At 41.6% G+C, this 25986-nt stretch carries 22 protein-coding genes; 18 read left to right on the forward strand and 4 right to left on the reverse strand.

The annotated features are described in order from the left end of the window. The 9 genes from AYJ08_RS13495 to AYJ08_RS13535 all read left to right on the forward strand — a co-directional run. A partial coding sequence (locus AYJ08_RS13495) for an exosporium glycoprotein BclB-related protein (RefSeq protein WP_064018164.1) occupies positions 1–635 on the forward strand: 635 nt, incomplete at its 5' end. Between the two features lie 456 nt (positions 636–1091). Beyond that, entirely contained in the window at positions 1092–2345 is a 1254-nt protein-coding gene (gltP, locus tag AYJ08_RS13500; RefSeq protein ID WP_064018165.1) for a glutamate/aspartate:proton symporter GltP, read from the forward strand. 188 nt (positions 2346–2533) lie between these two features. Further along, on the forward strand, positions 2534–3211 hold the full coding sequence (locus tag AYJ08_RS13505; RefSeq protein WP_064018166.1) for a uracil-DNA glycosylase: 678 nt from the start codon (positions 2534–2536) through the stop codon (positions 3209–3211). Between the two features lie 129 nt (positions 3212–3340). Further along, positions 3341–3706: a Na-translocating system protein MpsC family protein gene (locus AYJ08_RS13510; RefSeq protein ID WP_003334154.1), complete on the forward strand. Its 366-nt coding sequence runs from the start codon at positions 3341–3343 to the stop codon at positions 3704–3706. A gap of 163 nt (positions 3707–3869) precedes the next feature. Beyond that, positions 3870–4691 (forward strand): formate dehydrogenase accessory sulfurtransferase FdhD, encoded by an 822-nt coding sequence (gene fdhD, locus AYJ08_RS13515; RefSeq protein ID WP_064018167.1) that lies wholly within the window; start codon positions 3870–3872, stop codon positions 4689–4691. Positions 4692–4761: 70 nt separating this feature from the next. Next, positions 4762–6024: a molybdopterin molybdotransferase MoeA gene (locus AYJ08_RS13520; RefSeq protein WP_064018168.1), complete on the forward strand. Its 1263-nt coding sequence runs from the start codon at positions 4762–4764 to the stop codon at positions 6022–6024. Between the two features lie 18 nt (positions 6025–6042). Next, positions 6043–7074 (forward strand): GTP 3',8-cyclase MoaA, encoded by a 1032-nt coding sequence (moaA, locus tag AYJ08_RS13525; RefSeq protein WP_064018169.1) that lies wholly within the window; start codon positions 6043–6045, stop codon positions 7072–7074. A gap of 268 nt (positions 7075–7342) precedes the next feature. Next, the gene (locus tag AYJ08_RS13530) at positions 7343–9235 is read left to right on the forward strand and encodes an OPT family oligopeptide transporter (RefSeq protein WP_064018170.1); all 1893 of its coding nucleotides are present in this window, start codon (positions 7343–7345) and stop codon (positions 9233–9235) included. A gap of 65 nt (positions 9236–9300) precedes the next feature. After that, entirely contained in the window at positions 9301–9660 is a 360-nt protein-coding gene (locus tag AYJ08_RS13535; RefSeq protein ID WP_064018171.1) for a PqqD family protein, read from the forward strand. Positions 9661–9713: 53 nt separating this feature from the next. On the opposite strand, the gene AYJ08_RS13540 is transcribed toward AYJ08_RS13535, so the two are convergent. Then, positions 9714–11081: an aldehyde dehydrogenase gene (locus AYJ08_RS13540; RefSeq protein WP_064018172.1), complete on the reverse strand. Its 1368-nt coding sequence runs from the start codon at positions 11079–11081 to the stop codon at positions 9714–9716. A gap of 430 nt (positions 11082–11511) precedes the next feature. Here AYJ08_RS13540 and AYJ08_RS13545 point away from each other — a divergent pair, with 430 nt between their 5' ends. From AYJ08_RS13545 to AYJ08_RS13560, 4 genes are read left to right on the forward strand one after another with little or no spacing between them, the layout of a single operon-like run. Then, the gene (locus AYJ08_RS13545) at positions 11512–13263 is read left to right on the forward strand and encodes an ABC transporter ATP-binding protein (protein WP_064018173.1); all 1752 of its coding nucleotides are present in this window, start codon (positions 11512–11514) and stop codon (positions 13261–13263) included. Between the two features lie 5 nt (positions 13264–13268). After that, a complete protein-coding gene (locus tag AYJ08_RS13550) occupies positions 13269–15290 on the forward strand; it encodes an ABC transporter ATP-binding protein (protein WP_064018174.1) in 2022 nt (673 codons plus the stop codon). A 22-nt stretch (positions 15291–15312) separates the two neighbouring features. Then, positions 15313–16335 carry a DUF2804 domain-containing protein gene (locus AYJ08_RS13555; RefSeq protein WP_064018175.1) on the forward strand — a complete coding sequence of 341 codons (1023 nt, stop codon included), beginning with the start codon at positions 15313–15315 and terminating at the stop codon, positions 16333–16335. A gap of 23 nt (positions 16336–16358) precedes the next feature. Beyond that, positions 16359–17006 (forward strand): sterol desaturase family protein, encoded by a 648-nt coding sequence (locus tag AYJ08_RS13560; RefSeq protein ID WP_064018176.1) that lies wholly within the window; start codon positions 16359–16361, stop codon positions 17004–17006. A gap of 57 nt (positions 17007–17063) precedes the next feature. Here AYJ08_RS13560 and AYJ08_RS13565 read toward each other — a convergent pair whose 3' ends face one another. Next, on the reverse strand, positions 17064–18518 hold the full coding sequence (locus tag AYJ08_RS13565; protein WP_064018177.1) for a catalase: 1455 nt from the start codon (positions 18516–18518) through the stop codon (positions 17064–17066). A 174-nt stretch (positions 18519–18692) separates the two neighbouring features. On the opposite strand from AYJ08_RS13565, the gene AYJ08_RS13570 reads away from it, so the two are divergent. From AYJ08_RS13570 to AYJ08_RS13590, 5 genes are all read left to right on the forward strand, one after another. Then, positions 18693–19379 carry a methyl-accepting chemotaxis protein gene (locus AYJ08_RS13570; RefSeq protein ID WP_064018178.1) on the forward strand — a complete coding sequence of 229 codons (687 nt, stop codon included), beginning with the start codon at positions 18693–18695 and terminating at the stop codon, positions 19377–19379. A gap of 91 nt (positions 19380–19470) precedes the next feature. Then, entirely contained in the window at positions 19471–20973 is a 1503-nt protein-coding gene (gene cls / locus AYJ08_RS13575; RefSeq protein WP_064018179.1) for a cardiolipin synthase, read from the forward strand. A 278-nt stretch (positions 20974–21251) separates the two neighbouring features. Then, entirely contained in the window at positions 21252–22628 is a 1377-nt protein-coding gene (locus AYJ08_RS13580) for an aspartate kinase (RefSeq protein ID WP_064018180.1), read from the forward strand. A 179-nt stretch (positions 22629–22807) separates the two neighbouring features. Continuing rightward, the gene (locus tag AYJ08_RS13585; protein ID WP_003342206.1) at positions 22808–23080 is read left to right on the forward strand and encodes a hypothetical protein; all 273 of its coding nucleotides are present in this window, start codon (positions 22808–22810) and stop codon (positions 23078–23080) included. Between the two features lie 108 nt (positions 23081–23188). After that, positions 23189–24001: a class I SAM-dependent methyltransferase gene (locus tag AYJ08_RS13590; protein ID WP_064018181.1), complete on the forward strand. Its 813-nt coding sequence runs from the start codon at positions 23189–23191 to the stop codon at positions 23999–24001. Between the two features lie 117 nt (positions 24002–24118). Here the strand turns inward: AYJ08_RS13590 and AYJ08_RS13595 are convergent, their stop codons facing one another. Next, on the reverse strand, positions 24119–25168 hold the full coding sequence (locus AYJ08_RS13595; protein WP_031412813.1) for an ABC transporter substrate-binding protein: 1050 nt from the start codon (positions 25166–25168) through the stop codon (positions 24119–24121). Between the two features lie 28 nt (positions 25169–25196). Beyond that, positions 25197–25985 (reverse strand): ABC transporter permease, encoded by a 789-nt coding sequence (locus AYJ08_RS13600; RefSeq protein ID WP_369799685.1) that lies wholly within the window; start codon positions 25983–25985, stop codon positions 25197–25199. Position 25986 lies beyond the last annotated feature (1 nt).

Genomic DNA, 25986 nt, shown 5'->3' on the forward strand with positions numbered 1-25986 from the left:
CAACGGGAGCAACAGGAGCCACAGGAGCAACGGGAGCGACAGGAGCCACAGGCCCAACCGGTCCAACAGGCCCAACCGGTCCAACCGGTCCAACCGGTCCAACAGGCCCAGCCGGTGGAGGTTCAATCATTCCATTCGCATCCGGTATTCCTCTTGCATTAACTACGCTTGCCGGTGGCCTTGCTGGAACAGTTGGATTAGTTGGTTTTGGTAGCTCAGCCCCAACAGTATTTGCCCTTGGAAACACTATCGATTTAACCGGAGCAGCAGGTACACTTCTCAACTTTGCTTATTCTGTGCCACGTGACGGTATTATTACGTCTATCTCAGCATACTTTAGTACCACATTAGCTCTAACTATACTTGGAGGTTCAGTAACTATTACAGCTCAGCTCTTCAGTTCACCTACTCCTAATAACATCTTCACCCCAATTCCAGGAGCGATTGTGACCTTAGCGCCTCCTCTTACAGGGGTTATCTCGATTGGTACGATAAGTAATGGCATTACCACAGGCTTAGCAATACCAGTAACAGCAGAAACTCGTCTATTAATGGTGTATTCCATCACTTCTACTGGTTTAACAGTAGCCACTGCTGTCTCAGGTTATGCAAGTGCAGGTGTGACTATCGTATAATTCAATATGGATGAAATATCCCTCGAAGCTTGAGGGATATTTTTTTGTTTCATAATAGGCAATTTTTTGTTAAATGGATGTATCTAGAATGAATGGGGAATAAATAATCCAAAGGTAATATAGCCCTAAAAATCGCCAATCATCGCTTTTATTTTACGGCATAGTGAACGATTCATTGTCAATTAAACTTGTTACATATTGGAACTGAATATGCGCTCAGTTGTGAAAATATATTGTCTACTTGCTAGAGGCTTGATAAGATAAGTAAGCGATCACTTTCAACAAAATTAAATAACAAGTACATTTAAATTTATAAGAATAATGATATACCCCCTGTTTTATAACTTTTTCACTTAGTGTAATCGAATTTTTTCCCCAATGATCGTAGGTTACTTTTTCTCAATCACCGTACATTTTTTTGTAAATATTTTAAGTTTTTGTTAGCGAGGTGCAGGAATGAAAAAATATGGTTTAGCAGTGCAAATCCTTATTGGTCTTGTATTAGGTATTACAGTTGGTGCAATTTTTTATAATAATCCTGTTATAGAAGGTTATCTAAAGCCCATTGGGGATATTTTTCTTCACTTGATTAAAATGATCGTAGTCCCAATTGTAATTGCTAGCTTAATTGTCGGCGTAGCAGGTGTAGGCGACATAAAGAAACTAGGGAAAATTGGCGGTAAGACAATCTTGTATTTCGAGATTATTACTACGATTGCTATTGTCGTAGGTTTACTTGCAGCTAACGTCTTCAAGCCTGGTGTTGGGGTTAACATGGCTGAGTTGACTAAGACTGATATCAACAAATATGTTCAAACGGCGGATCAAGCCACTCATCATAGCTTTGTAGATACTTTTGTCAATATTGTACCGACAAATGTGTTTGAGGCTATGGGTAAAGGGGACATGCTGGCGATTATTTTCTTCTCTGTTTTGTTTGGACTAGGTGTGGCAGCAATTGGAGAAAAAGGCAAACCAGTATTACAATTCTTCCAAGGTGTGGCAGACGCCATGTTCTGGGTAACGAATCAGATTATGAAATTTGCTCCGTTTGGTGTGTTCGCTTTAATTGGAATTACAGTATCTAAGTTTGGTTTACAATCGCTTGTTCCATTGGCCAAGCTCATGATTTTGGTATATGGAGCGATGTTCTTCTTTATTATCGTGGTGCTGGGTATTGTAGCTAGAATTAGTGGAATTCGCATCTTTACGATAATGAAAATCCTAAAAGATGAAATGCTACTAGCTTATACAACAGCTAGCTCAGAGACTGTATTGCCTAAGATTATGGAGAAGATGGAGAAATTCGGCTGCCCAAAAGCAATTACTTCCTTTGTGGTTCCGACTGGATATTCCTTCAATCTAGATGGCTCCACACTCTATCAAGCAATAGCAGCTATTTTCATCGCCCAAATGTACGGTATCGACCTATCTCTCTATCAACAGATTACACTAATGCTGGTTCTGATGGTAACATCTAAAGGAATTGCAGGTGTACCAGGGGTATCCTTTGTTGTATTGCTTGCTACGCTGGGAACAGTAGGAATTCCGTTGGAGGGCTTAGCGTTTATCGCAGGGATTGACCGTTTGCTAGATATGGCACGAACTGTTGTTAACGTAATTGGTAATGCCTTAGCTGTTGTAGTTATTTCGAAATGGGAAAAAGAATATGATCCCGAAAAAGGAAAGCAATATGTTGCTACTCTCTAACGGGATGAATTGAATAAATGCAAAAAGGTTGTCGGCAGAGGTCGGCAACCTTTTGTTGTATGAATTGGTTCGCATGGCATGGAAAATCAATTGCGCTCCACAACGATTGCTAGAGTAAGGGCAGAGACTTGGCGATTTTTTACTTTTACTTTATGCTTAAGAAGTAAAAAAGCGGGGAGGTAAGATATATGGCTATTTTAAAAAACGACTGGGCTCCGTTGTTAGAGGATGAATTTCAGAAACCTTATTACTTACGATTGCGAGAGTTTTTGCGAAACGAATATGCTACGAAAACGATATATCCAGATAAATATGATATTTTTAATGCTTTGCACCATACGGCTTATCAACAGACGAAGGTAGTTATTTTAGGACAAGACCCTTATCATGGTCCTAATCAAGCACATGGATTAAGCTTTTCAGTTAATCCAGGCACGAAAATACCTCCTTCTCTCGTAAATATTTATAAAGAATTGCGAGACGACCTAGGGTGTTTCATTCCGAATCATGGATATTTAGTCTCTTGGGCGAAGCAAGGCGTTCTTTTGTTAAATACAGTACTTACAGTTAGAGATGGAGAAGCCAATTCTCATAAGGGGAGAGGCTGGGAGCTTTTCACGAATCGCGTGATTGAAGAGATAAACAAGCGAGATAAGCCAGTGGTCTTTATTTTATGGGGAAGACATGCTCAAGATAAAAAAAGTATGATTGATACCAAGAGACATTATATTTTGGAATCTGTTCATCCAAGTCCGTTATCTGCGAGCAGAGGATTTTTCGGTACAAAACCATTCTCAAAAGCGAATCAATTTCTTGTGAAAATAGGAGAAGAACCAATTGATTGGCAAATTCCCGCGTTAAGCTAGATACGAACAGAAGGAATTATTCTCTATTTAGCTAGTCGGTTTTATACAGATGATTGCAATTGCCTAATCAGATCGATACTGTTAGAATTTATGAAATAGGTATATATTTGAATAAGTGAGTTGGATAACATGACGAACTATGAAGCTGAATTTAGCAATTTGGTCAGGACATTTCGCAAACGTCATATGGGAAAGGGACCTAGTCAAATAAAAACTACATTTTGCAAAAACTGGGCGATCTGTGAAATGCAAGGGAATCTTTCTCCTGTAGAAAAATTTATTGCAACGGCAGATACAGGTAAGCAAATGCTTCGTTCAGCTAGGACTGAAATGGTCAAGGAGATGTACCAAAAAACACGTCCTGTGGAGATGGAAGAGCTTCTTGGAGCCAAGTTTATAGACCTATTCGTAGATATTGATATTGAAAGTGACTTTGGGATGTCCATTTTTGTTTTTGACCAAGATATTGAGCGCAAATTTGGATCGGATCGCTAATAATAAGCTTACTTATATTTCATTAAGAGCAGTTGGAACTTGGTAGCGTACCTGCTAAAGACTAACCGCCGCAAGTTGCCTCCTTGTATTTCAAGGTAGGTTTAGCTTGTGGCATTTTTTATTTGGTTAAAAGGACTATTACATGGATGGAAGGAAGAGGGCTATGAGCAAGAAAGTATCAACCTTACGTGCCATCATGAGATACGATGGAGAGGTTTTTCAAGACATAGACGACGAAATTGCCTGTGAATATCCATTAACCATCATGGTAAATGGAATGGAATTTGCGACCATGGTATGTACGCCCGAGCATATGGAGGAGCTTCTTCTTGGGTTCCTTGCATCAGAGGGGATCATTAGACTTCCAGATGATGTAGAGTCATTTTCCATCAATCAGGGAACGGGTTTTGCTTATGCAGAGGTAAAAAATAAAGGCAAGCTTTCACCGCAGCATTCCAAGCGTTTTATCGGCTCCTGCTGCGGTAAAAGTCGGCAGTTTTATTTGCAAAATGATGTTCGAACCGCTAAAACCATCATGTCAAAGCAGCAAATTAGCGTTCAAGATTGCCAGGCAATGATTAAGCAAATGCAAGAACATTCCTCTTTTTTTAAGCAAACAGGCGGTGTTCATAATGCTGCCTTATGCAATACAGAAGGAGTCGTAGTGACAAGAACCGATATTGGGAGACACAATGCATTAGACAAGATATATGGATTTTGCTTGCAGAATCGGATTGGTTTATCGGATAAGGTTATTGCCTTTAGTGGAAGGATATCCTCAGAGGTATTGTTAAAGGTGGCGAAAATTGGTGTAGGAATCGTTCTCTCCAAATCAGCACCTACAGATCTTGCACTTGATCTTGCGGAAGAACTGGGTATTACGACAGTCGGGTTTATCCGGGGGAATACACTTAATGTATATACGCATCCAAAACGAATAATAGAGACACAGTCTGTAAAATGTGAAAGCTCTTATGATGTATAATATGTTGTAGGGACAAACATAATGGGCGTTTCATAAAGCATCTGTACACTAAAGGAAAGTGTGACATATTATGAATAGAACTCACCGATTTCAACGAAAAGCTCTTCCGGTTGAAGAAGCACAAAAGCGCATTCTTTCCCGCATAACAATCATGAATATGGAAGTGATTTCATTAGTTGACAGTATAGGAAGAAGATTAGCCGAGCCTATATATGCCACTAATAATATCCCCGCTTTCCCAAGGGCAGGTATGGATGGGTATGCTATTAGGTGTGAAGGAATTGAGAAGGCAACACCAGCAGAGCCGCTTACTTATCGAATTGTGGGAGATATTGCAGCAGGAAGTGCTCCCACAATGAAGCTGAACAAGGGGGAAGCTGTTCGAATTATGACCGGCGCTAGTGTTCCTGAAGGTGCTAATGCAGTGGTTATGTTTGAACAAACACAGGAATACGAACAAAATGAACAAGCTTTTGTACAGGTCAAACATAATGTGGGACAAGGTCAGAATATTGCACAGGTAGGAGAAGAAATCCAAGAGGGGCAGATCATCATAGAGTCTGGGAGAATCATTCAGCCGGGTCAAATGGCATTGCTTTCTACGTTTGGCTATCACCGTGTAAAGGTATTTACCCAGCCTAAAGTAGGTATTTTTGCTACAGGGACGGAATTGCTGCCAATTGATGAGCCTCTGTTGCCTGGCAAAATTCGCAATAGCAACAGCTATATGATCCAGGCATTGGTGGAAGCCTCTGGTGCAATCCCTTGTCTATACGGAATTATTCCAGACAACAAGGAACAAGCTAAGGCTTTATTGGAAGAAGCTTTTCAAGAGATGGATATTGTTATTACCACAGGTGGCGTATCAGTTGGTGATTATGATATTATGGCAGAAATCATTCGCGAGCAAAGGGAAGAGATGCTGTTTAACCGGGTATCCATGAGACCTGGCAGTCCTACCTCAGCAGCAGTCATTCATAACAAATTACTATTTGGCTTGTCCGGGAATCCGGGGGCATGTTTTGTTGGTTTTGAATTGTTTGTTAAGCCGGCTATTCGGGCCATGTTGGGTGCTAAAGAGGCCCTTCCTGCTGTAATGGAAGCCTTTTTAGCTACTGATTATGATAAAGGCTCTCCCCATGTGCGTTACGAACGGGGCAAATTATGGATTGAAAAGGGAATAGTCAAGGTAAAGTCGATTGGTGTGACTAAATCAAGCCATATGCTTTCCATACAGGATGCCGATTGTCTCCTTAAGATCCCTTCAGGTAAATCAGGAGCAGCTAAAGGAGATTTAATTCAGGTAATCCCACTTCAGTACGATGTCACCTAAGGAAGGGAGCTGTGGCCAATGGACCAGAAGATTTCACATACAAAAGTAACTGATCAATTACAACGTCCATTGCGAGATCTGCGCATTTCTGTTACCGATAAGTGCAATTTTAGGTGCCGTTATTGCATGCCGGAAGAAATTTTCCACAAGGATTTTCAGTTCCTACCCAAAGAGAAGCTGCTCTCGTTTGAGGAAATAGAACGGCTAACTCGCATTTTTGTAGGTATGGGTGTTGAAAAAATCCGATTAACCGGTGGAGAGCCCTTATTGCGTAAGGACGTAACAACCTTGATCCAAAAAATCAGGCAGATTGAAGGCGTAAAGGATATCGCACTGACAACGAACGGTTCGCTGCTAGAAAAGTTTGCCCTCCCTTTAAAGGAAGCAGGACTTGATCGAGTATCGGTAAGCTTGGACAGTCTTGATGATGATCGGTTTGGCTATATGAATGGGCGGGGAATTAGAGTAAGTACGGTGTTAAAAGGTATCGAGGCCGCACAAAAAGCAGGGCTCGGGATCAAGGTAAACATGGTCGTACAAAAAGGAGCAACAGATCAGGATATACTTCCTATGGCCCGCTATTTTAAGGAAGCTGGGATTACGCTGCGATTTATTGAGTTTATGGATGTAGGAAATGCAAATGGCTGGGAACTGAAGCAGGTGGTACCTAGCCGAGATATTCTAGAGATGATCAACCAGGAAATGCCGGTAGAACCAGTAGAGGCTGAGTATTTTGGAGAGGTTGCGAAACGTTACCGTTATTTGGGGACCGATACAGAGATTGGATTTATCTCTTCGGTCACCCAAGCCTTCTGCTCCTCCTGTACAAGAGCCCGCCTGTCTGCCGAAGGTTATATATATATGTGTTTATTTGCTACAGAAGGAATAGATTTAAGAAGTCGCCTTCGCGATGGAACCACGGATGAAGAATTGACCCGCTATGTTCAACAGCTATGGTCAGATCGCAAGGATCGTTATTCAGAAGAACGTCTGTCAGCTACACAGGGGTTACCACGAAAAAAGGTGGAAATGTCTCATATAGGTGGATAAATAAACGTAGTCAATCTAAAAAAATACGACAATCAGAAAGAGGATACAAGGACTTCCTAGTGACGGAAATCAGTATTCTCTTTCTGTTTTTTTTTGCCTCAATAAAGGAGCTTAGAAGTTATAATAGCGCTAAGAAACACTTTACAGTTTGACCAATAAATGGTTTTGGTGTAAATAATAAGATGTATTATATTTTATTTCGCTACTATGTTCTTAAAAATCAAAAAATTAAGAACTGCGAATTCATTTAAAGTTAGGGGGACCCTTTATGAATGGTGGAAAATCTAACTCTTCCTCATTCGTCCCGTATGTTCCTGCATCACGTTCTTTGCCAGAGCTCACTGTGGTTGCAGTCGTATTGGGATTAATCTTGGCTGTTGTTTTTGGAGCAGCCAATGCCTATTTAGGCCTTAAAATTGGTTTAACAGTCAGTGCATCTATCCCGGCTGCTGTTATTTCGATGGCGATTTTACGTGGTATTTTGCGTCGTGAGTCTATCTTAGAGAACAATATTGTGCAAACAATGACTACTGCTGGTGAAGCGGTTGCGGCGGGTGCTATTTTTACGTTGCCGGCTTTGTTTCTATGGAATGTTGTACCTAGTCAATTAACGATCAGCTTTATTGTGCTAACAGGTGGTTTTTTAGGCGTATTAATGATGATACCGTTACGTCGTCTGTTGATTGTAAACGAGCACCAAACACTGCCTTACCCGGAAGGTACTGCTTGCGCGGAAGTTCTGATTTCTGGTGAAAAAGGGGGCAATAGCGCTAAGCTGGTCTTTACGGGGTTCGGACTAGGTGCTTTAGTAAAAGCATTAGGCGATGGATTTAAGCTATTTAAGACCGAAGTAGAGACAGGCATTGCCAATTTTAAAAATGCATTGATTGGATTGGATACATATCCGGCTCTGCTTGGCGTGGGATATATTATTGGCCCCAAAGTGTCTGGAGAGATGATGGCGGGCGGAATACTTGCGTGGGTTGTAATGATACCAATGATTAGCTTTTTTGGTATGCATAATTCTGAGGCAATTCAGCCAGCTTCCGGTATGATTGCTTCCATGGATGCATGGGCTATCTGGGGAGACTATATTCGTTATATTGGTGCGGGTGCTGTAGCTACAGGCGGTTTAATTAGCTTAATCAAAACGTTACCAATCTTATATTATTCATTGCGTGATACACTTGCAGGTTTAGACAAAGGCAATAATCAATCGCTAGTGGAGCGTACCGATCGTGATATTTCGAAGACATGGCTCTTACTCGGCATAATAGCAATCATCTTATTAATCGCCTTCTCACCGTTTACAGAAGTGGGGATGATAGGGGCTATAGCTATTGCCATTTTTGGATTTTTGTTCGTTACAGTGGCTTCTCGTATCGTTGGGCTGATAGGCAGCTCCTCCTCACCTGTCTCAGGAATGACGATTGCTACCTTACTAATTGTTACAGTGGTATTTAAATCAATGGGTGTAACGGGTCAAACAGGAATGGTCACTGCTTTAATTGTGGGAGCGATCGTGTGTACTGCACTTGCTGTCGCGGGTGATATTTCGCAAGATTTAAAAACAGGCTATTTGGTCGGAGCTACTCCGTGGAAACAACAGATGGCAATGATGCTCGGGGTGTTGATCTCTGGTCTGGTCATCGGTTATGTCCTTGTTATTTTACATGAAACATATGGAATGGGGACCAAGGATTTAGCTGCACCAAAGGCAGTTCTAATGAAAATGGTAATTGAAGGGCTCATGGATAATAACCTGCCGTGGGATTTAATCTTTATTGGTGCGGCTACCGCCATTTGTGTTGAATTCTTAGGCCTTCATTCCTTGACTGTAGCAGTAGGAATTTATTTACCGATCCACACCAGTGCACCGATTATGGTGGGTGGCTTGGTTCGTTGGCTAGTGGAATATTACTCGAAGGATAAAAGCCGCAGAAAGCTACGTTTGGAAAGAGGAACACTGTTTGCATCTGGTCTAATTGCTGGTGAGTCGCTGTTAGGGGTAGTTATTGCTATGCTCATTTCAGCAAAAATAACGATGCCAGAGCATGTTATGTTTGAAAGTGGCTTAGTAAGCACGGTTATCTTTGCAATAGTAGCGGCTGTCCTTTTCTGGGTGTCTATCCGTGCCAAAGAGCGGAGTAGTAGCCTTTAATGTCCTCATGTCAGGTGTCAATTCCTAGGGAACTTGCTTATTACTAAAGTGTAGGTGAGAGGAGCATGCGGATTTTTACAAAGAAACAGCATCGAAACCTTTTGACGATGAGGCCTATTTTGGCAAAACGGATTACGCTGGAGAAAACAGAAGAAGGCATTTCTACCGTGATTATCCCTCGCGATAGCTGGTTGGAACGATTGTCTGTACGGTATTTGAGACAGCCTGCCGTTTTCCGTATCAAGCTAGATACGCTGGGGAGTTATGTTATTACTAGATGTACAGGTGCGCATACCGTAGCAGAAATTGCCGATGAAATTCGACATGAATTTGGCGAACAAGCAGAGCCTGTACTACCACGGCTAAGCCAATTCTTGCAAATGATTGACTCGAATCAATGGATAACGTGGAGAGAGCGCGAGTAGAAGAAGAGCCAATGACTGATCAAATGAGATCAATCGTTGGCTCATTGTATGATTTATTTAAAAAACCATTTCATCTTTTTTAAAGCTTGCTTGGTTGTATGATAGCGAACAGGAATATCAAAGAGCGTAGTCTGCTTCAACACACTTTTTTGGTGGGAGAAAATGTCAAAGCTTCCTTTTCCATGATAGCTGCCGATACCGCTATTACCAACCCCTCCAAATGGTAAATAGGGAGTAGCAATATGAAAGACCGTATCATTAATACACCCCCCACCAAAGGAGAGGTGGGACAGGACTTGCTTCTCTGTCTCTTTATTTTCTGTGAAAAGATAAAGAGCTAGTGGCTTCGGCTGCGCATTTACCTTAGAAATAGCTTCAGCCAGCTCATCGTAGGTTAGGATTGGGAGAATAGGTCCAAAAATCTCGTTCTGCATGACCGGATCCTGCCAGGTTGCGTTATCTAAGAGAGTAGGCTCAATCGCTAACGTACTAGGGTTTGTCTTTCCCCCATGGATGACCTTTTTCTCATCCAGATACGAAAGCAATCGCTCAAAATGTCGTTTATTTACAATATGAGTATAATCAGAATTATGTAAGGCGTCAGGATAAAGCTCTTGAATAAAGGTCTTGAGCTGTCTAATTAGTTCCTGTTTTACTGAGGAGTCCACAAGTAAATAATCGGGTGCTACACAGGTTTGGCCAGCATTTAGAAATTTGCCCCAAACAATTCGCTTAGCAGCCAAACGCAGGTTAGCATCTCGATGTACAATGCATGGACTTTTTCCGCCCAATTCAAGTGTTATAGGAGTTAGATGCTTGGAGGCCGCTTGCATTATCACACGGCCAACAGGGACACTGCCTGTAAAAAAGATATAGTCAAACTTCTCTGCTAGCAACTGATTACTGACTTCAATCCCACCCTCTACTACACGAATAAATTCTGCAGGAAAGATCTGTTCAATTAACCGCCGAATAAGATTGGAGGTTCTAGGTGTAAGCTCTGACGGCTTGACAACAGCACAATTCCCGGCAGCAATAGCACCAATTAACGGTAACAAGGCGAGTTGAAATGGATAGTTCCATGGGGCAATAATCAGTGTGACACCATAGGGTTCAGAATAAATGTAACCCTTGGAACCAAAGTGGGTAAGTGCTGTTTTGACTCGTTTCGGCTTTACCCAGCTCTGTAAATGTTTACAGATATAACGAATCTCCTCTAGCACGATTCCAATTTCAGTTGAGTAGGATTCAAATTGTGATTTATGCAAATCGGCCTGTAGAGCTTCATAGATTTGTTGTTCGTGCAAGATGATGGCATTACGTAAGTTTTGGAGTGCTTCTATTCGGAATGCAACGTGTTTTGTTTGTTGCGTGTGAAAGAATTGATGCTGCTTGGCTAATAATTCTTGAATAGGGTTCATAAGCGCCTCCTTTCATTTTACCCACGTATCCTGAGTTTATCATTGACAAAATATCGAATCAAATATTGCATGAATACTTAGATAATTAAACATAAAATATTCTGAAAAATAGATTGACGAACCTGAGGTTGTGAGGTAGAATCTGTAAATACGAAAGTAGCCTAAAAGGAAAAGGAGATGAGTAACGTGAGAATGATGTTGTTTCCCAATGCAAAGCAAATACAATTTCATATCTCCTGTAATCTATCTCTTATGTCCAAGGCATCACTGTCTTGATTAAACGTAGGTAAAAAACTAAGAGTGTAGGTTACAGCAGTTTGTAACGTGCGCTTTTTATGACAGAACAGATGTAAAGACATGTCGCACATAGTGACGTGTCTTTTTTGGTTCTGTCAGATATTGGGTTCATGCGAGAAGGGAGAGAGAATGCATGATAGCTGTGTTTCAAAAGTTAGGCTGGTTTTTTCGTGAAGAGTGGAAAAGATACTCCATTGCAGTCGTTTTTCTGGTGATAAATGGGGTATTGGAAGTCTTGCCTCCGAAGCTAATGGGGACATCGATTGACCAAATTTTTGCTGGCTCTATGACAACCACAAGATTGTTCCTCATGATTGGCTTATTGCTGGCAATCGCTTTAAGTAATTATGGAGTCACTTATATTTGGATGAGAAATTTGTTCGGGGGCTCGTTTTTGGTTAGTAGGAAATTACGCTCCAATTTAATGGGACAATTTTTAACAATGACCCCAACCTTTTATGAAAAAAATCGGACGGGAGATCTGATGGCTCGGGCGACGAACGATATTCAAGCAGTATCGCTAACCGCCGGGTTTGGGATTCTTACCTTAGTGGATGCGACTGTCTATCTGGGGGTTATTCTCCTTACAATGACGGTTGTTATTAGTTGGAAGCTTACCCTTATTTGTGTTTTACCAATGCCGCTGGCAGCTTACATATTAAGTAAGTATGGGGAGATGCTTCATAAAAGATTTACGGATGCACAGGATGTTTTTGGAAAAATGAATGATCAGGTGCTGGAGAATATTTCAGGCGTCCGGGTGGTTCGTGCCTATGTACAGGAAGCGGCAAGTAGGAAGAGCTTTCGAGAAATCTCTGAGGAAACGTATAAGAAAAACCTGTCCGTTGCCCGTATCGACTCACTATTTGAGCCTACGATGAAATTGCTAAATGGTATAAGTTTTTTATTAGGCATTGGGTTTGGAGCGTATTATGTTTACCATCAAGAAATTACAATAGGCGACATGATTTCATTTAACATTTATTTAGCCATGCTGTCTTGGCCGATGTACGCGATTGGGGAGCTAGTTAATATTATGCAGCGGGGTAATGCTTCTTTGGATCGTGTGAACGAAACACTTGCTTATGAACCGGATGTTCAGAATGGGTCCGATCTAGTGGATGTGCCAACACCGGCTACCATCTCATTTCAGAATGTCACCTTCCGTTACCCTTCATCTGAAGTAGAAAATTTAAAAGATATAACGTTTGAACTGAGCCGGGGGCAAACCTTGGGAATAGTTGGACGTACAGGCAGCGGCAAGACAACTTTGATACGTCAGCTTCTCCGTGAGTATCCATTAGGCAAAGGAGAAATCTTGATTTCAGGGACTCCCATGCAAAAAATTGCGATCGAGCAAGCGGTGGGCTGGCTAGGATATGTTCCGCAAGGTCAAATCTTATTTTCTAAGACCATTTTACAAAACATTCGATTTGGTAAACCGACCAGCTCGATGGCTGAAATCGAGCGTGCGTTGGTGATGTCGGCTTTTCAAAAGGACATTGCCTACTTACCAGAGGGATTGGATACGATGGTTGGAGAGAAGGGTGTCTCCTTGTCTGGGGGCCAGAAGCAACGTGTCTCGATAGCCCGTGCTCTAATAGCAGACCCAGAGATTCTTTTGTTAGACGATGCTCTTTCTGCGGTAGATGCTAAAACAGAGACGGAAATTATCACTCATATTCGTCAGGAGAGAGCGGGTAAGACCACGTGGATTACCACGCACCGCCTGTCAGCAGTTCAGCATGCCGATTTAATTATCGTAATGGATGATGGAACCATTGTTGAACGTGGAACTCATGATCAGCTTATGAAACAGGATGGCTGGTATAAACAACAATATGATCGCCAGCAAATCGAGGCAACTTTAACAGATGGAGAGTGAGAGACATGGGTAGGCCTTCTAAAAGGTTATGGCAATATGCCTTGCATTTTAAGAAAACCCTCATCTTGGCTTTAACCATGCTATCATTAGCGGTTGTAGCCGACCTGATGGGACCGATTTTGGTCAAAAAGATGATTGATGTGCATATACGAGGAATCGAGTATAGCTGGTATCAGAGCGAACAGGGGAGTGAAGCTGTTGCTTACCGAGGTCAGTATATAAAACGAAGTGATCATTGGGGGCCTGATGAGCAAAAAGGAAAAGAAGTTCGCATCTTACAGGTCGGGCGAGAATATTACTTCATTAATCAACCCATCGCATTTGATGGGGAACGGACCATTGAAAATGGAGTTATCCTGATTCAAAAGGGGGCGGACAAAGCGGTGTACCCTGCTGAAAAATTAACTTCAGCGGAGGTGTTTGCATTATATAAACCGGAAGTACAGCCGCTTATTACCCTTTGTTTGATTTACTTTGGCTTATTGGCTGTAATCTCTCTCCTGTTATATGTTAAAAAGTATTGGTTACAAATCTCCGCGAACCAGATTATTCAAAAGATGCGTGTAGACGTCTTTGACCATATACAGCGACTTCCGATTCGGTATTTTGACAATTTACCAGCGGGAAAAGTGGTTGCACGAGTGACCAATGATACAGAGGCAATTCGAGACCTCTATCTAACCGTGCTCTCGAACTTTTTTACGGGGATTATCTATATCACTGGTATCCTGGTCGCTATGTTCTTGCTAGATCCTATGCTAGGTGCCCTTTGTCTTGTGATCATTCCCATTTTGGTGGTGTGGATTTACGTCTATCGATATTTTGCTTCCCGTTTTAACCATGTCATTCGGGCAAGAATCAGTGATATTAACGGGATGATTAATGAATCGATTCAAGGGATGGCTATCATTCAGGCTTTCCGCCGTCAAAGGGAGACAAAGGAAGAGTTCGAGGAATTGAATTATGATCATTTTAAATACCAAAACAAATTACTGCTGCTAAACTCACTTACTTCCCATAACCTAACAAACTTCCTGCGGATCATCGGATTTGCCCTGTTATTGTGGTATTTTGGAGCACAGTCTTTAACGCTGGGCAACGCATTGTCCCTTGGAATGATGTATGCCTTTTTGGAATATATCGTTCGGCTCTTCAATCCGATTAGTGGGATTGTTAACCAGTTACCACAATTAGAACAAGCATTGGTGGCAGCCGAGCGCGTATTTGAACTAATCGATGAACCAGGTATTCCAGTAACTGACGGTAAAATGGATCGATATAGGGGAAATGTGAAATTCGAAAATGTATGGTTTGCTTACAAGGATGAGGAATACGTGCTGAAAAATATCTCCTTTGAGGCTAAGGAAGGTCAAACCATAGCATTGGTTGGTCATACAGGATCAGGTAAGAGCTCCATCATGAATATCCTATTTCGATTTTATGATTTTAACAAAGGGAAAGTAACCATTGATGGCAAGGAGATTCAGGAATGGCCCAAACAATATGTACGTCAGCATATGGGAATCGTACTACAGGAGCCGTTCTTATTTACGGGAACGATTGCTAGCAATGTCAGTCTGGGCGACCCAAATATTTCTCGGGAAAGGGTTGAGAAAGCTCTAGATGATGTAGGGGCCAGACAGTTGTTTGCCCATCTAAGCAAAGGCTATGATGAGCCTGTTGTGGAGAAAGGAAGTACACTATCAGCGGGACAACGTCAAATCGTGTCATTTGCTCGTGCCCTAGCCTTTGACCCGGCCATTTTAATTTTGGATGAAGCAACAGCTTCTATTGATACGGAGACGGAGTCCATCATTCAAAAGGCGCTGGATGTAGTGAAGAGGGGACGTACTACCTTTATTATTGCACATCGCCTCTCTACGATTCGTCAGGCAGATTGTATTCTGGTCCTTGATAGAGGGGAAATTGTAGAAAGCGGTAACCATGATGAATTAATGCAAATCAAAGGCAAGTATTATCAAATGTACCAGCTACAGCAAGGTGAAACGCAGGAGATAGGAGTATAGGACTTATTAGAGGGAGGACACTATGGCGTTTCCTGCTAATATTGAAAAAGAGATTACAGAGCATACCATTCTTTGTGACAGACGGGGAAATTTGCGACCAGATACCATTGGCTGGTCGCGTTATCCCTTGCACGATTGTCAGATACCGGGACATTTGGGGCGAAAAAAGAAGTGGAATTTTTGGTTTATTGTAAATAATCAAGTTATTATAACGGTAGCTGTTTGTCATTTGGATTATATCGGAGTAGCCTTTTTTCATTTGATCGATCTTCAATCGGGTCAGAAGGTGGAGCAAACGGTAAAGGTGCCCTTTGCGAAGGGAATACATTTGCCTGATTCTGTTCATGGTGATGTTCATTTTCAGCATAAGCATCTTCAGATTTCTTTTACGTCTCAGCAGACGACTACAATGATCGTGGTTGATGGGATGAATAGGGAAGGGATGCCTTTTTCAATGGAAATTAGTATCTCAGAGACTGCGGAAGCCTTGCATATGGTCATTCCTTGGAGTAATAGAAGATTTCAATATACAAAAAAACAACCGGGAAGAGCAGCCGCAGGTAAGGTACGCATAGGCAGTAAACATTACAATCTTACACAGGAGATGACATCAGCGAGCCTAGATTTTGGTCGTGGTGTTTGGCCTTATGTAACCCAATGGAATTGGATGACTTGTAGCTTTCAATGGAGGGGTAGCTGGTGTGGGTGTAACTTAGGGGCTGGTTGGACGGATGGAACGGGAATGACTGAAAATGGCCTGTTGATTCAACAGCGAGCTGAAAAAATAGCAGAACCGATTCAATTTGCATATGATAAAACCTCGCCTATGAAACCATGGCACATAACGACCATTGGTAGCGATCGCATTCAACTCAAATTTACCCCTATTTATTATCAGGAGAAACGCGAAAATTATTTAGTATTATCCACTCATTTACAACAGTATATTGGAAAGTATAGTGGGACGCTTCAAACAAAGAACAGCGAAATAATCAGGATAGATGATGTCTGGGGAATCTGTGAAGATCAACAGGCAAGGTGGTAACAGGCAGGTAACAATCAGTTGGAATGATAAGAAAAAACAGGGGGTTTAATCTGTTGAAGGGATATGTTAAACAATATTTTAGCCAATTTGATGTGCTAGTGATTAGCATTTTGTTTGCTTTCGGCTTTTTATGGTTAATTCCTGATATGGAACGCATTCATATTTGGATGGCATTGGCGATCGGGATGCTTTCCTACGCGGTCAGCGAATACCTCATCCATCGATTTATCTTTCATATGACCCCCCCTAAAATACGTTGGCTTTTAACAATGCTAAAGCGATTACACTACGATCACCATGTATCTCCCAATCAATTAAACCTGTTGTTCCTACCAGTCTGGTATAGCCTGCCTCTGATCATGATCGCAGGGAGTGCGGCTTTTTTCATCACAAAGGATTTTTCTCTTATGGTTGCATTTGTAACAGGGATTATGGGTTATTTACTTTATTATGAATGGACCCATTATATTGCGCACCAGCCTGTGCAGCCGATCACTCCATGGGGAAGATGGATGAAGAGAATGCATCTTTGGCATCACTATAAAAACGAAAACTATTGGTATGGCGTAACTAATCCTGCCCTCGATGTATTATTTTGTACCTATAAGAGTGAGAAACAAGTGAATCGTAGCTCCACAGCTCGTAATTTGGAACAACACGATATGAAATAAAAGCAGGAAGCCCATCTCTAAAGTATCTGAGATGGGCTTATTATGTGTTTTCCTTTGTTATTTGACATAGGAGCTAATGTCTACATTCAGAGCACTAGCGAGGCGCATGCCGAAATCTCGATCTGCACGGAAGAAGTTGCAAATAGCAAGCATTTTTGTTCGCTCATGTACAGTAGCCAAATCGTTAGCCAGATTAGCAATCAAATTGGCTTGTTCCTCTGGACTATAGCTACGATAACGCTCGCCAGCTTGGGCAAAATCATTCGGCTTATCAATTTTTTCGCGACTAACATACCCAACGAGAGGTGTCTCAGACTCCTTGTATGCAGGATCTTCTACAGGATTTTCCGCATGCCGGCTCGGTTCATAATTAACAGGAGAGCTTTGCTGCTTGAATTGCATTGCACCATCGCGTTGCTGATTATGGACAGGAGCATACGGACAATTGATCGGGAGTTGCAAGTAGTTAGCGCCTAACCGATAGCGCTGTGTATCGGGATAGGAGAACAAGCGTCCCTGCAAGAGCTTATCTTCTGATGGCTCAATACCTGGAACGGTTGCACTTGGAGAGAAGGCAACCTGCTCTACTTCCGCGAAAAAGTTTTGCGGGTTACGATTCAGAGTCATCACACCCACTTCTTGTAGTGGATAGCTTTGTTCATCCCAAATCTTTGTAGGGTCGAGTGGATCGTAATCCAGCGAATCCAGCTCATCGATAGGCATAATTTGAACATAGAGTGTCCACTGAGGGAAATCACCAGCTTCAATATGATCATACAAGTCTCGGGTAGCGTGGTTAAAATCCCTTGCCTGAATCTCTGAAACCTCCTGAGCAGTTAAATTCTTAACACCTTGGGCTGGTTTCCAATGATATTTTACATATACGACTTGGCCTTCTGGATTGACCCATTTAAATGCATGGACACCAAAACCCTCCATTTGCCGATAGTTAGCAGGTGTACCATGATCAGAGAAGAGCCAGGTAAGCATATGCGTTGATTCAGGAGTTAGAGTCATAAAATCCCAATAACGATCTGGGGTCTGGAGATTTGTATCAGGAGATGGCTTTAGGGAGTGCACCATGTCAGGGAATTTCAGGGCATCACGAATAAAAAACACCGGTAGATGGTTACCGACAAGGTCATAATTGCCTTCTTCTGTATAAAATTTGGTAGCAAAGCCACGTGGGTCACGCAAAGTCTCTGGGGAACCCTGCCCGTGAATAACGGTGGAGAATCGAACAAAGACAGGTGTTTTTTGTCCTACTTCCTGTAGGAAGGCTGCTTTCGTATATGAACTCATACTGTTCGTCACTACGAAAATCCCATGCGCACCTGAACCTCTAGCATGCACGACACGCTCAGGAATTCTTTCTCGATCAAAATGAGCTAGCTTTTCAATTAAATGATAATCCTCTAATGTCGCAGGTCCTCTTTTTCCCGCAGTGCGAGAATTTTGATTATCGCCTACAGGAACACCTTGATTGGTAGTTAAACGTGGTTTTTTATCCATATATGAACCTCTCCCTTAATTAGAGTTATTATCACAAGATAAATATATTAATTACTAATTTATAATTATTATAAAATGAAAATTGTTTTTGTCAATGAAAAATGTTAAGCAGGGGCTTCTGTTTGACCAGAATATTTATATAAAACTGTTGGAACATACTCATCCTTTTCAGCAATGACTCCGATATTTAAATTAGATTGTTGGATTGAACAGATCGCAAGCCATAATCAGGTTCAATCGAAAGAAATTGATAATATCGTTGGAATTATGGCTGGCATTGCTAATCAAACCAATCTGCTGAATGCTGCTATTGAAGCAGCACGTGCTGGCGAACAAGGAAGAGGCTTTGCAGTTGTGGCAGATGAGGTACGCAAGCTGGCTGAACAGTCTGAAGGATCAGCTCATCAAATTACAGAGCTAATCAAAAATGTGCAGCTTCAGGTCAAGCTAGCTGTAGATTCCATGAAAAAGGGTACCGGCAAGGTAGAGGAAGGGCTGCATAAGTCAAAGGAAGTACAGGGTGCTTTTCAGGAAATTCATGTTGCCGTAGAAGAAGTGGTTGCGAAGGTGAAAGGGGTAGTCAATTCGGTAGAAGGAGTTTGCCAGGGTAGTCAATGTATTATGACTGCTGTTGAAGTGGTCCATGCAAAAGCGATGGAAGGAGCAAGTGCAAGTCAAGAAAATGCAGCAGCTAGTGAGGAACAATTTGCTTCTATGGAAGAGATCACAACATCCTCGCAGGCTCTATCTCATCTAGCCGATGAAATGCAGGGACGTTTGCAACCGTTTTACATTATGAAAATAGAAGTGCAAATAAAGCCAGCAGGCAATGGTCCTGCTGGTTTTTTTAATTCCCTGTGATTACTACTCATGATTTGGAAAGAAAGTAGGAAACCTACATACCAATGAATTATTTTCCCTACACGACCGGCTGAAAAGCGAGGGTGGTTTTATGCTATATTTCTTTTTTATTTCAACAATTATTCATCTTAGCATTACGCTCCTTTTTACAGGTTTTATTATTACGGAAAAACGTATGCCAGAACGTACACTAGCATGGATTTTTGCAGTGTATAGCTTTCCGGTGATTGGAATTTGTTGTTATTTCTTTGCGGGGAGACATTGGGACACCGAAGAGAAGGATCGACAACATAACAAGCATCAAAACATCACCAACACTCAGCAAGGATTAGCATTGCGATGTACAAATGAAGACTCCCTAGTAGAGGCGACAAGCAGCTTGGATTCGACTACTAAAAGGCTGATCAGATTCATTCAAGCTAATGCGGGTGCGGAGCTAACACAGAAAAATCACGTGAAGTTATTTCATAAAGCGGCTCCTTTTTACACTGCTTTATGGGAAAAAATAGACAAAGCTATGTATCAGATTCACGTATTGTTTTATACAATTGAAGGAGATTATGTGGGACGATCTCTGCTTGATCTATTGAAGAAAAAGGCCGAGCAAGGCTGCGAGGTACGCGTTATTGTGGACGACATTGGAAGCAAAACCTTTCCTGATGCTTGGGGTGATGAATTGCGTCAAGCTGGCGGGGAGTTCTACAGATTCAGTCCACGTATGCATTTACGAACTTTTATGCGCCTTAATTATCGCAATCACCGCAAGATCGTTGTGATTGATAATGCTATTGGATTCTTTGGAGGATGCAATATTGGCAAAGAATATGTAGGGGAAGACCCTAAGCTGGGATTTTGGCGAGATACTCATATACAGGTTACTGGAGAAGCTGCCTGCGAGCTTCAAAAAATCTTTATAAAAGACTGGAAGATGGTATCTGGTCTTACCATAAATATGTCTAATTCTGTGGTAGAAACTAGTCCCGCCCCGACGAAGAAGCATGACGAAGAGATGGGCAAACCAACTGTTGAACCGGTTGGTGAGCATGAGAATAAGCATATGATTCAGGTGGTAGCGACTGACCCGCGGGAACGCTGGGAGCCAATTCGCCAAGCTTTTCTGCAAATGATCATGCGGGCAGAAAAATCGGTAAAAATTACTTCCCCCTATTTTATCCCTGATGAGGTGCTGCTGGCAGCCTTGTGCACGATTGCACAGGCAGGGGTAGAGGTAACGCTTATGCTGCCGGGCATTCCTGACAGCAAGCTGGTCTACTATGCTTCTCAAAGCTTCCTCGACGAGTTAAGAAAAGCGGGGGTTAGCATTTATTTGTACGACAAGGGATTCCTACATGCCAAGGTGTTACTAGTCGATGATAATCAAGCACTAGTGGGAACGAGCAATTGGGATTTCCGGAGCTTTTATCTTAATTTTGAAGTTAACGCCCTTTTTTATGGAAGGTCACGTTTCATTCAGGAGCTAACAGCCCAATTTGAACAGGATATTAGCAATAGTAAAGTAAGCAACGAAGAGCCTAAATCCATTAGCCGTAAATATGTAGAATCTGTAGCGCGGCTATTCTCGCCTCTTCTCTAGCGATAGCTAAATAAAAATTTTTTGGATGAAATGTACATGTGGAAAGGACAATAGTTTTCATGGAATGGATTATGTGGTAGAGTGTAAACAGTAGAAGGTCGGATAAGGTGATACTATCTGTTTTTACAGATTGGTAGTATCACCATTCCTCCTTATTTTTAGGTTAAAACTGTAAAAAATGAGGAAATTTGAGTTTGTGTGATAGACATATGAAAAAGCAAGAGGTAGGATAGTGTACAACCTAAAGAGAAGCAATACGGAATGGTGGAGGGAACGACATGAAAGTATGTAAATTTGGTGGTACTTCCTTGGCTAACGCCGAACAGATTCGCAAGGTATGTCAGATCATTCTGAATGATGGGACTCGTAGGCTTATTGTGGTCTCAGCTCCTGGAAAGCGTTATAAGGAAGATATCAAGGTCACTGATTTACTGATTGCATTTGGGAGGAAATTAATTGAATACGGTCAAGCTCAAGCGGAATGGCAGGCGGTTGTCGATCGCTATCAGGAAATTTGTTCAGAGTTACAATTACCACCAACATGCATAGGGGAAATCATAGCTAATCTTCAAAAATTGTTGCAATGGGATGGAGAAGACTCAGAAGGTTTTATGGATGTTGTAAAGGCCTCAGGAGAAGATAATTGTGCCAGAGTGGTTGCTGAATATCTAAGAACACTAGGAGCCCCAGCTACGTACATTAATCCAAGAGATGCAGGTCTTCTAGTCAGTGGTGAATATGGCAATGCTCAGGTACTTCCAGAGGCTTATGAAAAATTAGCTCTATTAAAAGAGAAAGAAGGGTTGCTCATCTTTCCGGGCTTTTTTGGTTATACACAGGAGGGTAAGCTAACAACCTTTTCACGTGGAGGCTCTGATGTGACCGGCTCCATTTTGGCCGCTGCTGTTCGAGCAGAGCTGTATGAAAATTTTACTGATGTTGATTCGGTGTACGCAGTAAATCCGCATTTAGTTCCTAATCCGTGTAAGATAAAGGAAATAACATATCGAGAAATGAGGGAATTATCATACGCAGGTTTTTCTGTTTTTCATGAGGAAGCGTTAATACCCGCCTTTCGTGCTGAAATTCCTGTTTGCATAAAAAATACGAATAATCCATCAGCACCAGGTACAAAAATTGTGACCAAACGAGATAATTCTTCTCGCATTGTAGCTGGTATTGCCAGTGATGTGGGGTTTTGTCGCATATATGTAAGCAAATACTTAATGAATAAAGAGATCGGCTTTGGCAGAAGGCTTTTGCAAATTCTTGAAGAGGAGCACCTGTCCTACGAGCATAGTCCGTCTGGAATTGACGATATTACAGTCATTCTTCGTCAACATCAGCTCACAAAGGAAAAAGAGGCTCGAATTGTATCTCGCATAAAAAATGAGTTGCATGTAGACGATGTACATGTACAATATAATATGGCTCTTGTTATGCTGGTAGGAGAGGGAATGCGGTCTTCTGTAGGTATTTCTGCTCGGGCAGCCACAGCGCTAGCTATCGCCGATATTAATATCGAAATGATTAACCAAGGTTCATCAGAAGTTAATTTAATGTTTGGTGTAAGAGCAGGGGATGCAGATAATGCTGTCATAGCTTTGTACCAAGAGTTTTATAAAGAAGAAGAGCTTTCTCTAGGAATATGCTAAAATAGATAAGTGCAAGGTTGTCCGTTGTCTGGACATGATTTCCTACGTGTAACAGAGATACCCCTATTTCAAGGTTGATAGATCGTACATGATTTGGATATCTTATAAAGGTAGAACAGACAACAAAACAGGCACGGATATTCAACATGTAAAAGAAAGGGTGAGGAAACATGTCGACAATGAGATGTATCACTGTATTTACAAACAATTACAGCGTGTTTTCTGAAATTTATCAGGTTGTGCTTAACACACCTTTGGCTGAGGACGAAGAAAAAGAAGTAGAGGGCGTTACCATCAGTGACGCAGGGGAAGTACCTGATGAATATATCGAAATGATGAAGCAAAAGCCAGAAGTTGCTGTTATGAGAATTAAAAAACAGAACATCACAATTCTACAGCATGGAGAAGTTTTTGAAATTCTGATGCCGTTGAACGAAGCAATTACTGCTTAATTTATTTACATTGGATTAAGCCGAATATAAGCAACAGAAAAGCCACCCATTCATACATTAGGAAAAGAAGAAGAACTTCTATCCAGTATGAAATGAGGTGGCTTTGTTTTGAATATTTTTCTTGACTATCCTGTATTTCCTCTGCCACGGCACGGGTATGGGAAACCCCCGCATGAAAAACTCCAACAAAAAATGGATCTGCAACGTAGTACGTATAAGGAATATCTTGAGGAGACCATGAAGCATGTTGATGCGTTAGCTACGATATCGTTAGATTATCCACAGAGTGATCAAGAGCCGTTTTATCGCAATAATTGGCTTCCTTTAATAGATGGTGTAGCCATATACACTTTCTTAGCAAAACATAAGCCGGCTCGATATGTAGAGGTAGGGTCAGGTAATTCCACGAAGTTTGCACGTAGGGCTATTCGGGATCTTCATTTGCCAACCAAGATCATTTCGATTGATCCACAACCGAGAGCAGAGATTGATTCTTTATGTGACGAGGTCATTCGACAAACGCTGGAAACGATCCCGATACATTTCTTCCAACAGCTAGAACCGGGGGATATCCTGTTTATCGATAGCTCACATCGTTCATTTACCAATTCTGATGTAACAGTTGCCTTTTTGGAAATTCTACCAATCTTAAAGCCAGGGGTAATCGTTCAAGTGCACGATGTTTTCTTACCATATGATTATCCGCATGAATATATGTACTTCTTTTATTCGGAGCAATATTTATTAGCGTCGTATTTATTAGGCGGTTCCAAATTGAAGCTGTTATTGCCTAACTTTTATGTAGCGGAGGATCGCGAATTATTTGGTATGCTAGAGCCACTGTATACCAAGCTGGGTGTTCTTAGTACGAATCCGCTTTGTGAGGGATGCTCTTGTTGGCTAGAGGTTCAATCCGATTAAAATTGTATTACTCAATTAATCAAAACAAATATAGCCTAGACTAGCATGTTACATAGGCAAAATAAAAACCTGTTGTCAACATTTTTTGTAGACAACAGGTTTTTTCGTTTCAATATCTTAACGACCGCTTTTTAGCTCCGTCCAAAGACGATCGTATACTTGCAAGGTTTCGCCGACATCTTTTAACCACTCTGTACGGCTCATCTCTTCAGGAGACAGGAAAATCATTTTATTGTTGCGATACTCTTCGTTATGCAGCGGATGCGCTTTTTCGTTTGGATTGCTATAGCCGATTGTTTCATAGTTTTTCACAGATACTGCTGGGTCCATCATGTAATTGATGAATTCTTCGGCTAGTTTTTTGTGCTTGGCACCCTTTGGAATGGCAAAGGTATCAGCAAAAATGGTTCCGCCTTCTTTTGGAACAACATAGCCAATGTTGTTATTTTCCGGATAAATAAAGGCTGCATCACCAGACCAAACAGTACCAATCCAAGCCTCTTCGGCAATGAATTTTTGTTTGATGGTGTCCGTATCAAATGCTAATAGGTTCGGTAACAGTTTCTTCAAGTCAGCATTGGCAATATCCAATTCTTTTTCACTGATTGTACTGTTGGAGAAGCCATTTTTTTTCAAGGACATGCCCAAAGCTTCACGAGAATCATTTAATACGACAACACGACCTTTATATTTCGGATTCCATAGATCGCTCCAGCTTGTTGGTGGCTCTGTTACATATTTCTTATTATAGGCAATCCCAGTTACACCCCATGTGTATACGACAGAGTATTTGTTGTCTGGATCATACGGAGGTGTTTTAAAGGTAGACACCAGATTTTGCAGATTAGGGATCGCTGATTTATCCAGTTCCTCTAGCAGGTTTAATTTGATCATCGTATCAACCATGTAATCGGAAGGCTGAATAAGGTCAAATTGGGCACCGCCAGCCTGAACCTTTGCTAGCATATCTTCATTGCTGGAGAAAATCGCATAATTGACCTTAGCATCGAATTTTTGCTCGAAATCCTTAATAACATCCATATTAAAGTTATCTGCCCAGCTATAGATGTTTAATACTCTTTCTTCTTTTCCACTATTAGATGAGCATCCAGTCAGGGCAAGTACAGTAGTCATAACGATTGGCACAATGGCCTTAAGTAAACGCATAGCATATCCTCCTCCTGTGAGAAAAAGTTTATTCTTGAGTGGTTTTATTTCCGGTACCTTTAAAGGCAAGTGATTCTGCAAGGACAATTAATACCACAATCACGAGAATCATTATTGTTGATAGGGCATTTAGCTCAGGAGAGACACCACGTTTGACCATACCATAAATATATAGTGGCAACGTAGTAGAATCTGGTCCTGCTACAAAGAAGCTGATTACGAAATCATCCAGAGACATCGTGAACGTCATTAAAGCAGCCGCGATCAGTCCTGGGGAAATAATTGGCAAAGTAATATAACGGAACGTATTAAACGAGGAGGCGCCTAAATCTTGGGCTGCTTCCTCCAATTCCTGCCCCATACCAGCTAGACGAGCGGTAATGATGACCACCGCAAAAGACAAGCTAAAGGTGATATGAGCAATAATGATCGTTAGTTTACCCAGTGGCATATACAATTGGCTAAACATGACCAGCAAGGATAATCCCATCAGAATATCGGGAATTAGGATTGGTAAATAAATTAATCCATTGAATGCTTGCTTAAAGCGAAATTTGTAACGATGGAGGGCCAATGACAGAAAGGCTGCCAGAATGGTAGTGACCACTGTTGTAACTACGGCGATAATCAAGCTATTCGTCAATGCATCTAGCACACGATCATTTTCAAACAGAGAAGTGTACCACTTTAAGGTAAAGCCTGACCAAGTGGCATTGATCCTCGAATCATTAAAAGAATAGAGGATGAGTACGGCGATCGGCAAATATAAAAACGCGATAATCGCCAAAGAGTATGCAAACAGGAGATTTTTACGCATT

It is taken from the genome of Brevibacillus sp. SKDU10 (assembly GCF_001645205.1).
Classification (GTDB): Bacteria; Bacillota; Bacilli; order Brevibacillales; family Brevibacillaceae; genus Brevibacillus_B; species Brevibacillus_B halotolerans.

Coding starts and splice junctions, on each gene's coding strand:
- AYJ08_RS13535 (WP_064018171.1), top strand. CDS start 9,301: ATGCGGATTTTTACAAAGAAACAGCATCGAAACCTTTTGACGATGAGG.
- AYJ08_RS13570 (WP_064018178.1), top strand. CDS start 18,693: ATGACTCCGATATTTAAATTAGATTGTTGGATTGAACAGATCGCAAGC.
- AYJ08_RS13580 (WP_064018180.1), top strand. CDS start 21,252: ATGAAAGTATGTAAATTTGGTGGTACTTCCTTGGCTAACGCCGAACAG.
- AYJ08_RS13585 (WP_003342206.1), top strand. CDS start 22,808: ATGAGATGTATCACTGTATTTACAAACAATTACAGCGTGTTTTCTGAA.
- AYJ08_RS13555 (WP_064018175.1), top strand. CDS start 15,313: ATGGCGTTTCCTGCTAATATTGAAAAAGAGATTACAGAGCATACCATT.
- AYJ08_RS13505 (WP_064018166.1), top strand. CDS start 2,534: ATGGCTATTTTAAAAAACGACTGGGCTCCGTTGTTAGAGGATGAATTT.
- AYJ08_RS13600 (WP_369799685.1), bottom strand. CDS start 25,985: ATGCGTAAAAATCTCCTGTTTGCATACTCTTTGGCGATTATCGCGTTT.
- AYJ08_RS13545 (WP_064018173.1), top strand. CDS start 11,512: ATGATAGCTGTGTTTCAAAAGTTAGGCTGGTTTTTTCGTGAAGAGTGG.
- AYJ08_RS13565 (WP_064018177.1), bottom strand. CDS start 18,518: ATGGATAAAAAACCACGTTTAACTACCAATCAAGGTGTTCCTGTAGGC.
- AYJ08_RS13530 (WP_064018170.1), top strand. CDS start 7,343: ATGAATGGTGGAAAATCTAACTCTTCCTCATTCGTCCCGTATGTTCCT.
- AYJ08_RS13560 (WP_064018176.1), top strand. CDS start 16,359: ATGATAAGAAAAAACAGGGGGTTTAATCTGTTGAAGGGATATGTTAAA.
- cls (WP_064018179.1), top strand. CDS start 19,471: ATGCTATATTTCTTTTTTATTTCAACAATTATTCATCTTAGCATTACG.
- gltP (WP_064018165.1), top strand. CDS start 1,092: ATGAAAAAATATGGTTTAGCAGTGCAAATCCTTATTGGTCTTGTATTA.
- AYJ08_RS13550 (WP_064018174.1), top strand. CDS start 13,269: ATGGGTAGGCCTTCTAAAAGGTTATGGCAATATGCCTTGCATTTTAAG.
- AYJ08_RS13540 (WP_064018172.1), bottom strand. CDS start 11,081: ATGAACCCTATTCAAGAATTATTAGCCAAGCAGCATCAATTCTTTCAC.
- AYJ08_RS13595 (WP_031412813.1), bottom strand. CDS start 25,168: ATGCGTTTACTTAAGGCCATTGTGCCAATCGTTATGACTACTGTACTT.
- AYJ08_RS13520 (WP_064018168.1), top strand. CDS start 4,762: ATGAATAGAACTCACCGATTTCAACGAAAAGCTCTTCCGGTTGAAGAA.
- fdhD (WP_064018167.1), top strand. CDS start 3,870: ATGAGCAAGAAAGTATCAACCTTACGTGCCATCATGAGATACGATGGA.
- moaA (WP_064018169.1), top strand. CDS start 6,043: ATGGACCAGAAGATTTCACATACAAAAGTAACTGATCAATTACAACGT.
- AYJ08_RS13510 (WP_003334154.1), top strand. CDS start 3,341: ATGACGAACTATGAAGCTGAATTTAGCAATTTGGTCAGGACATTTCGC.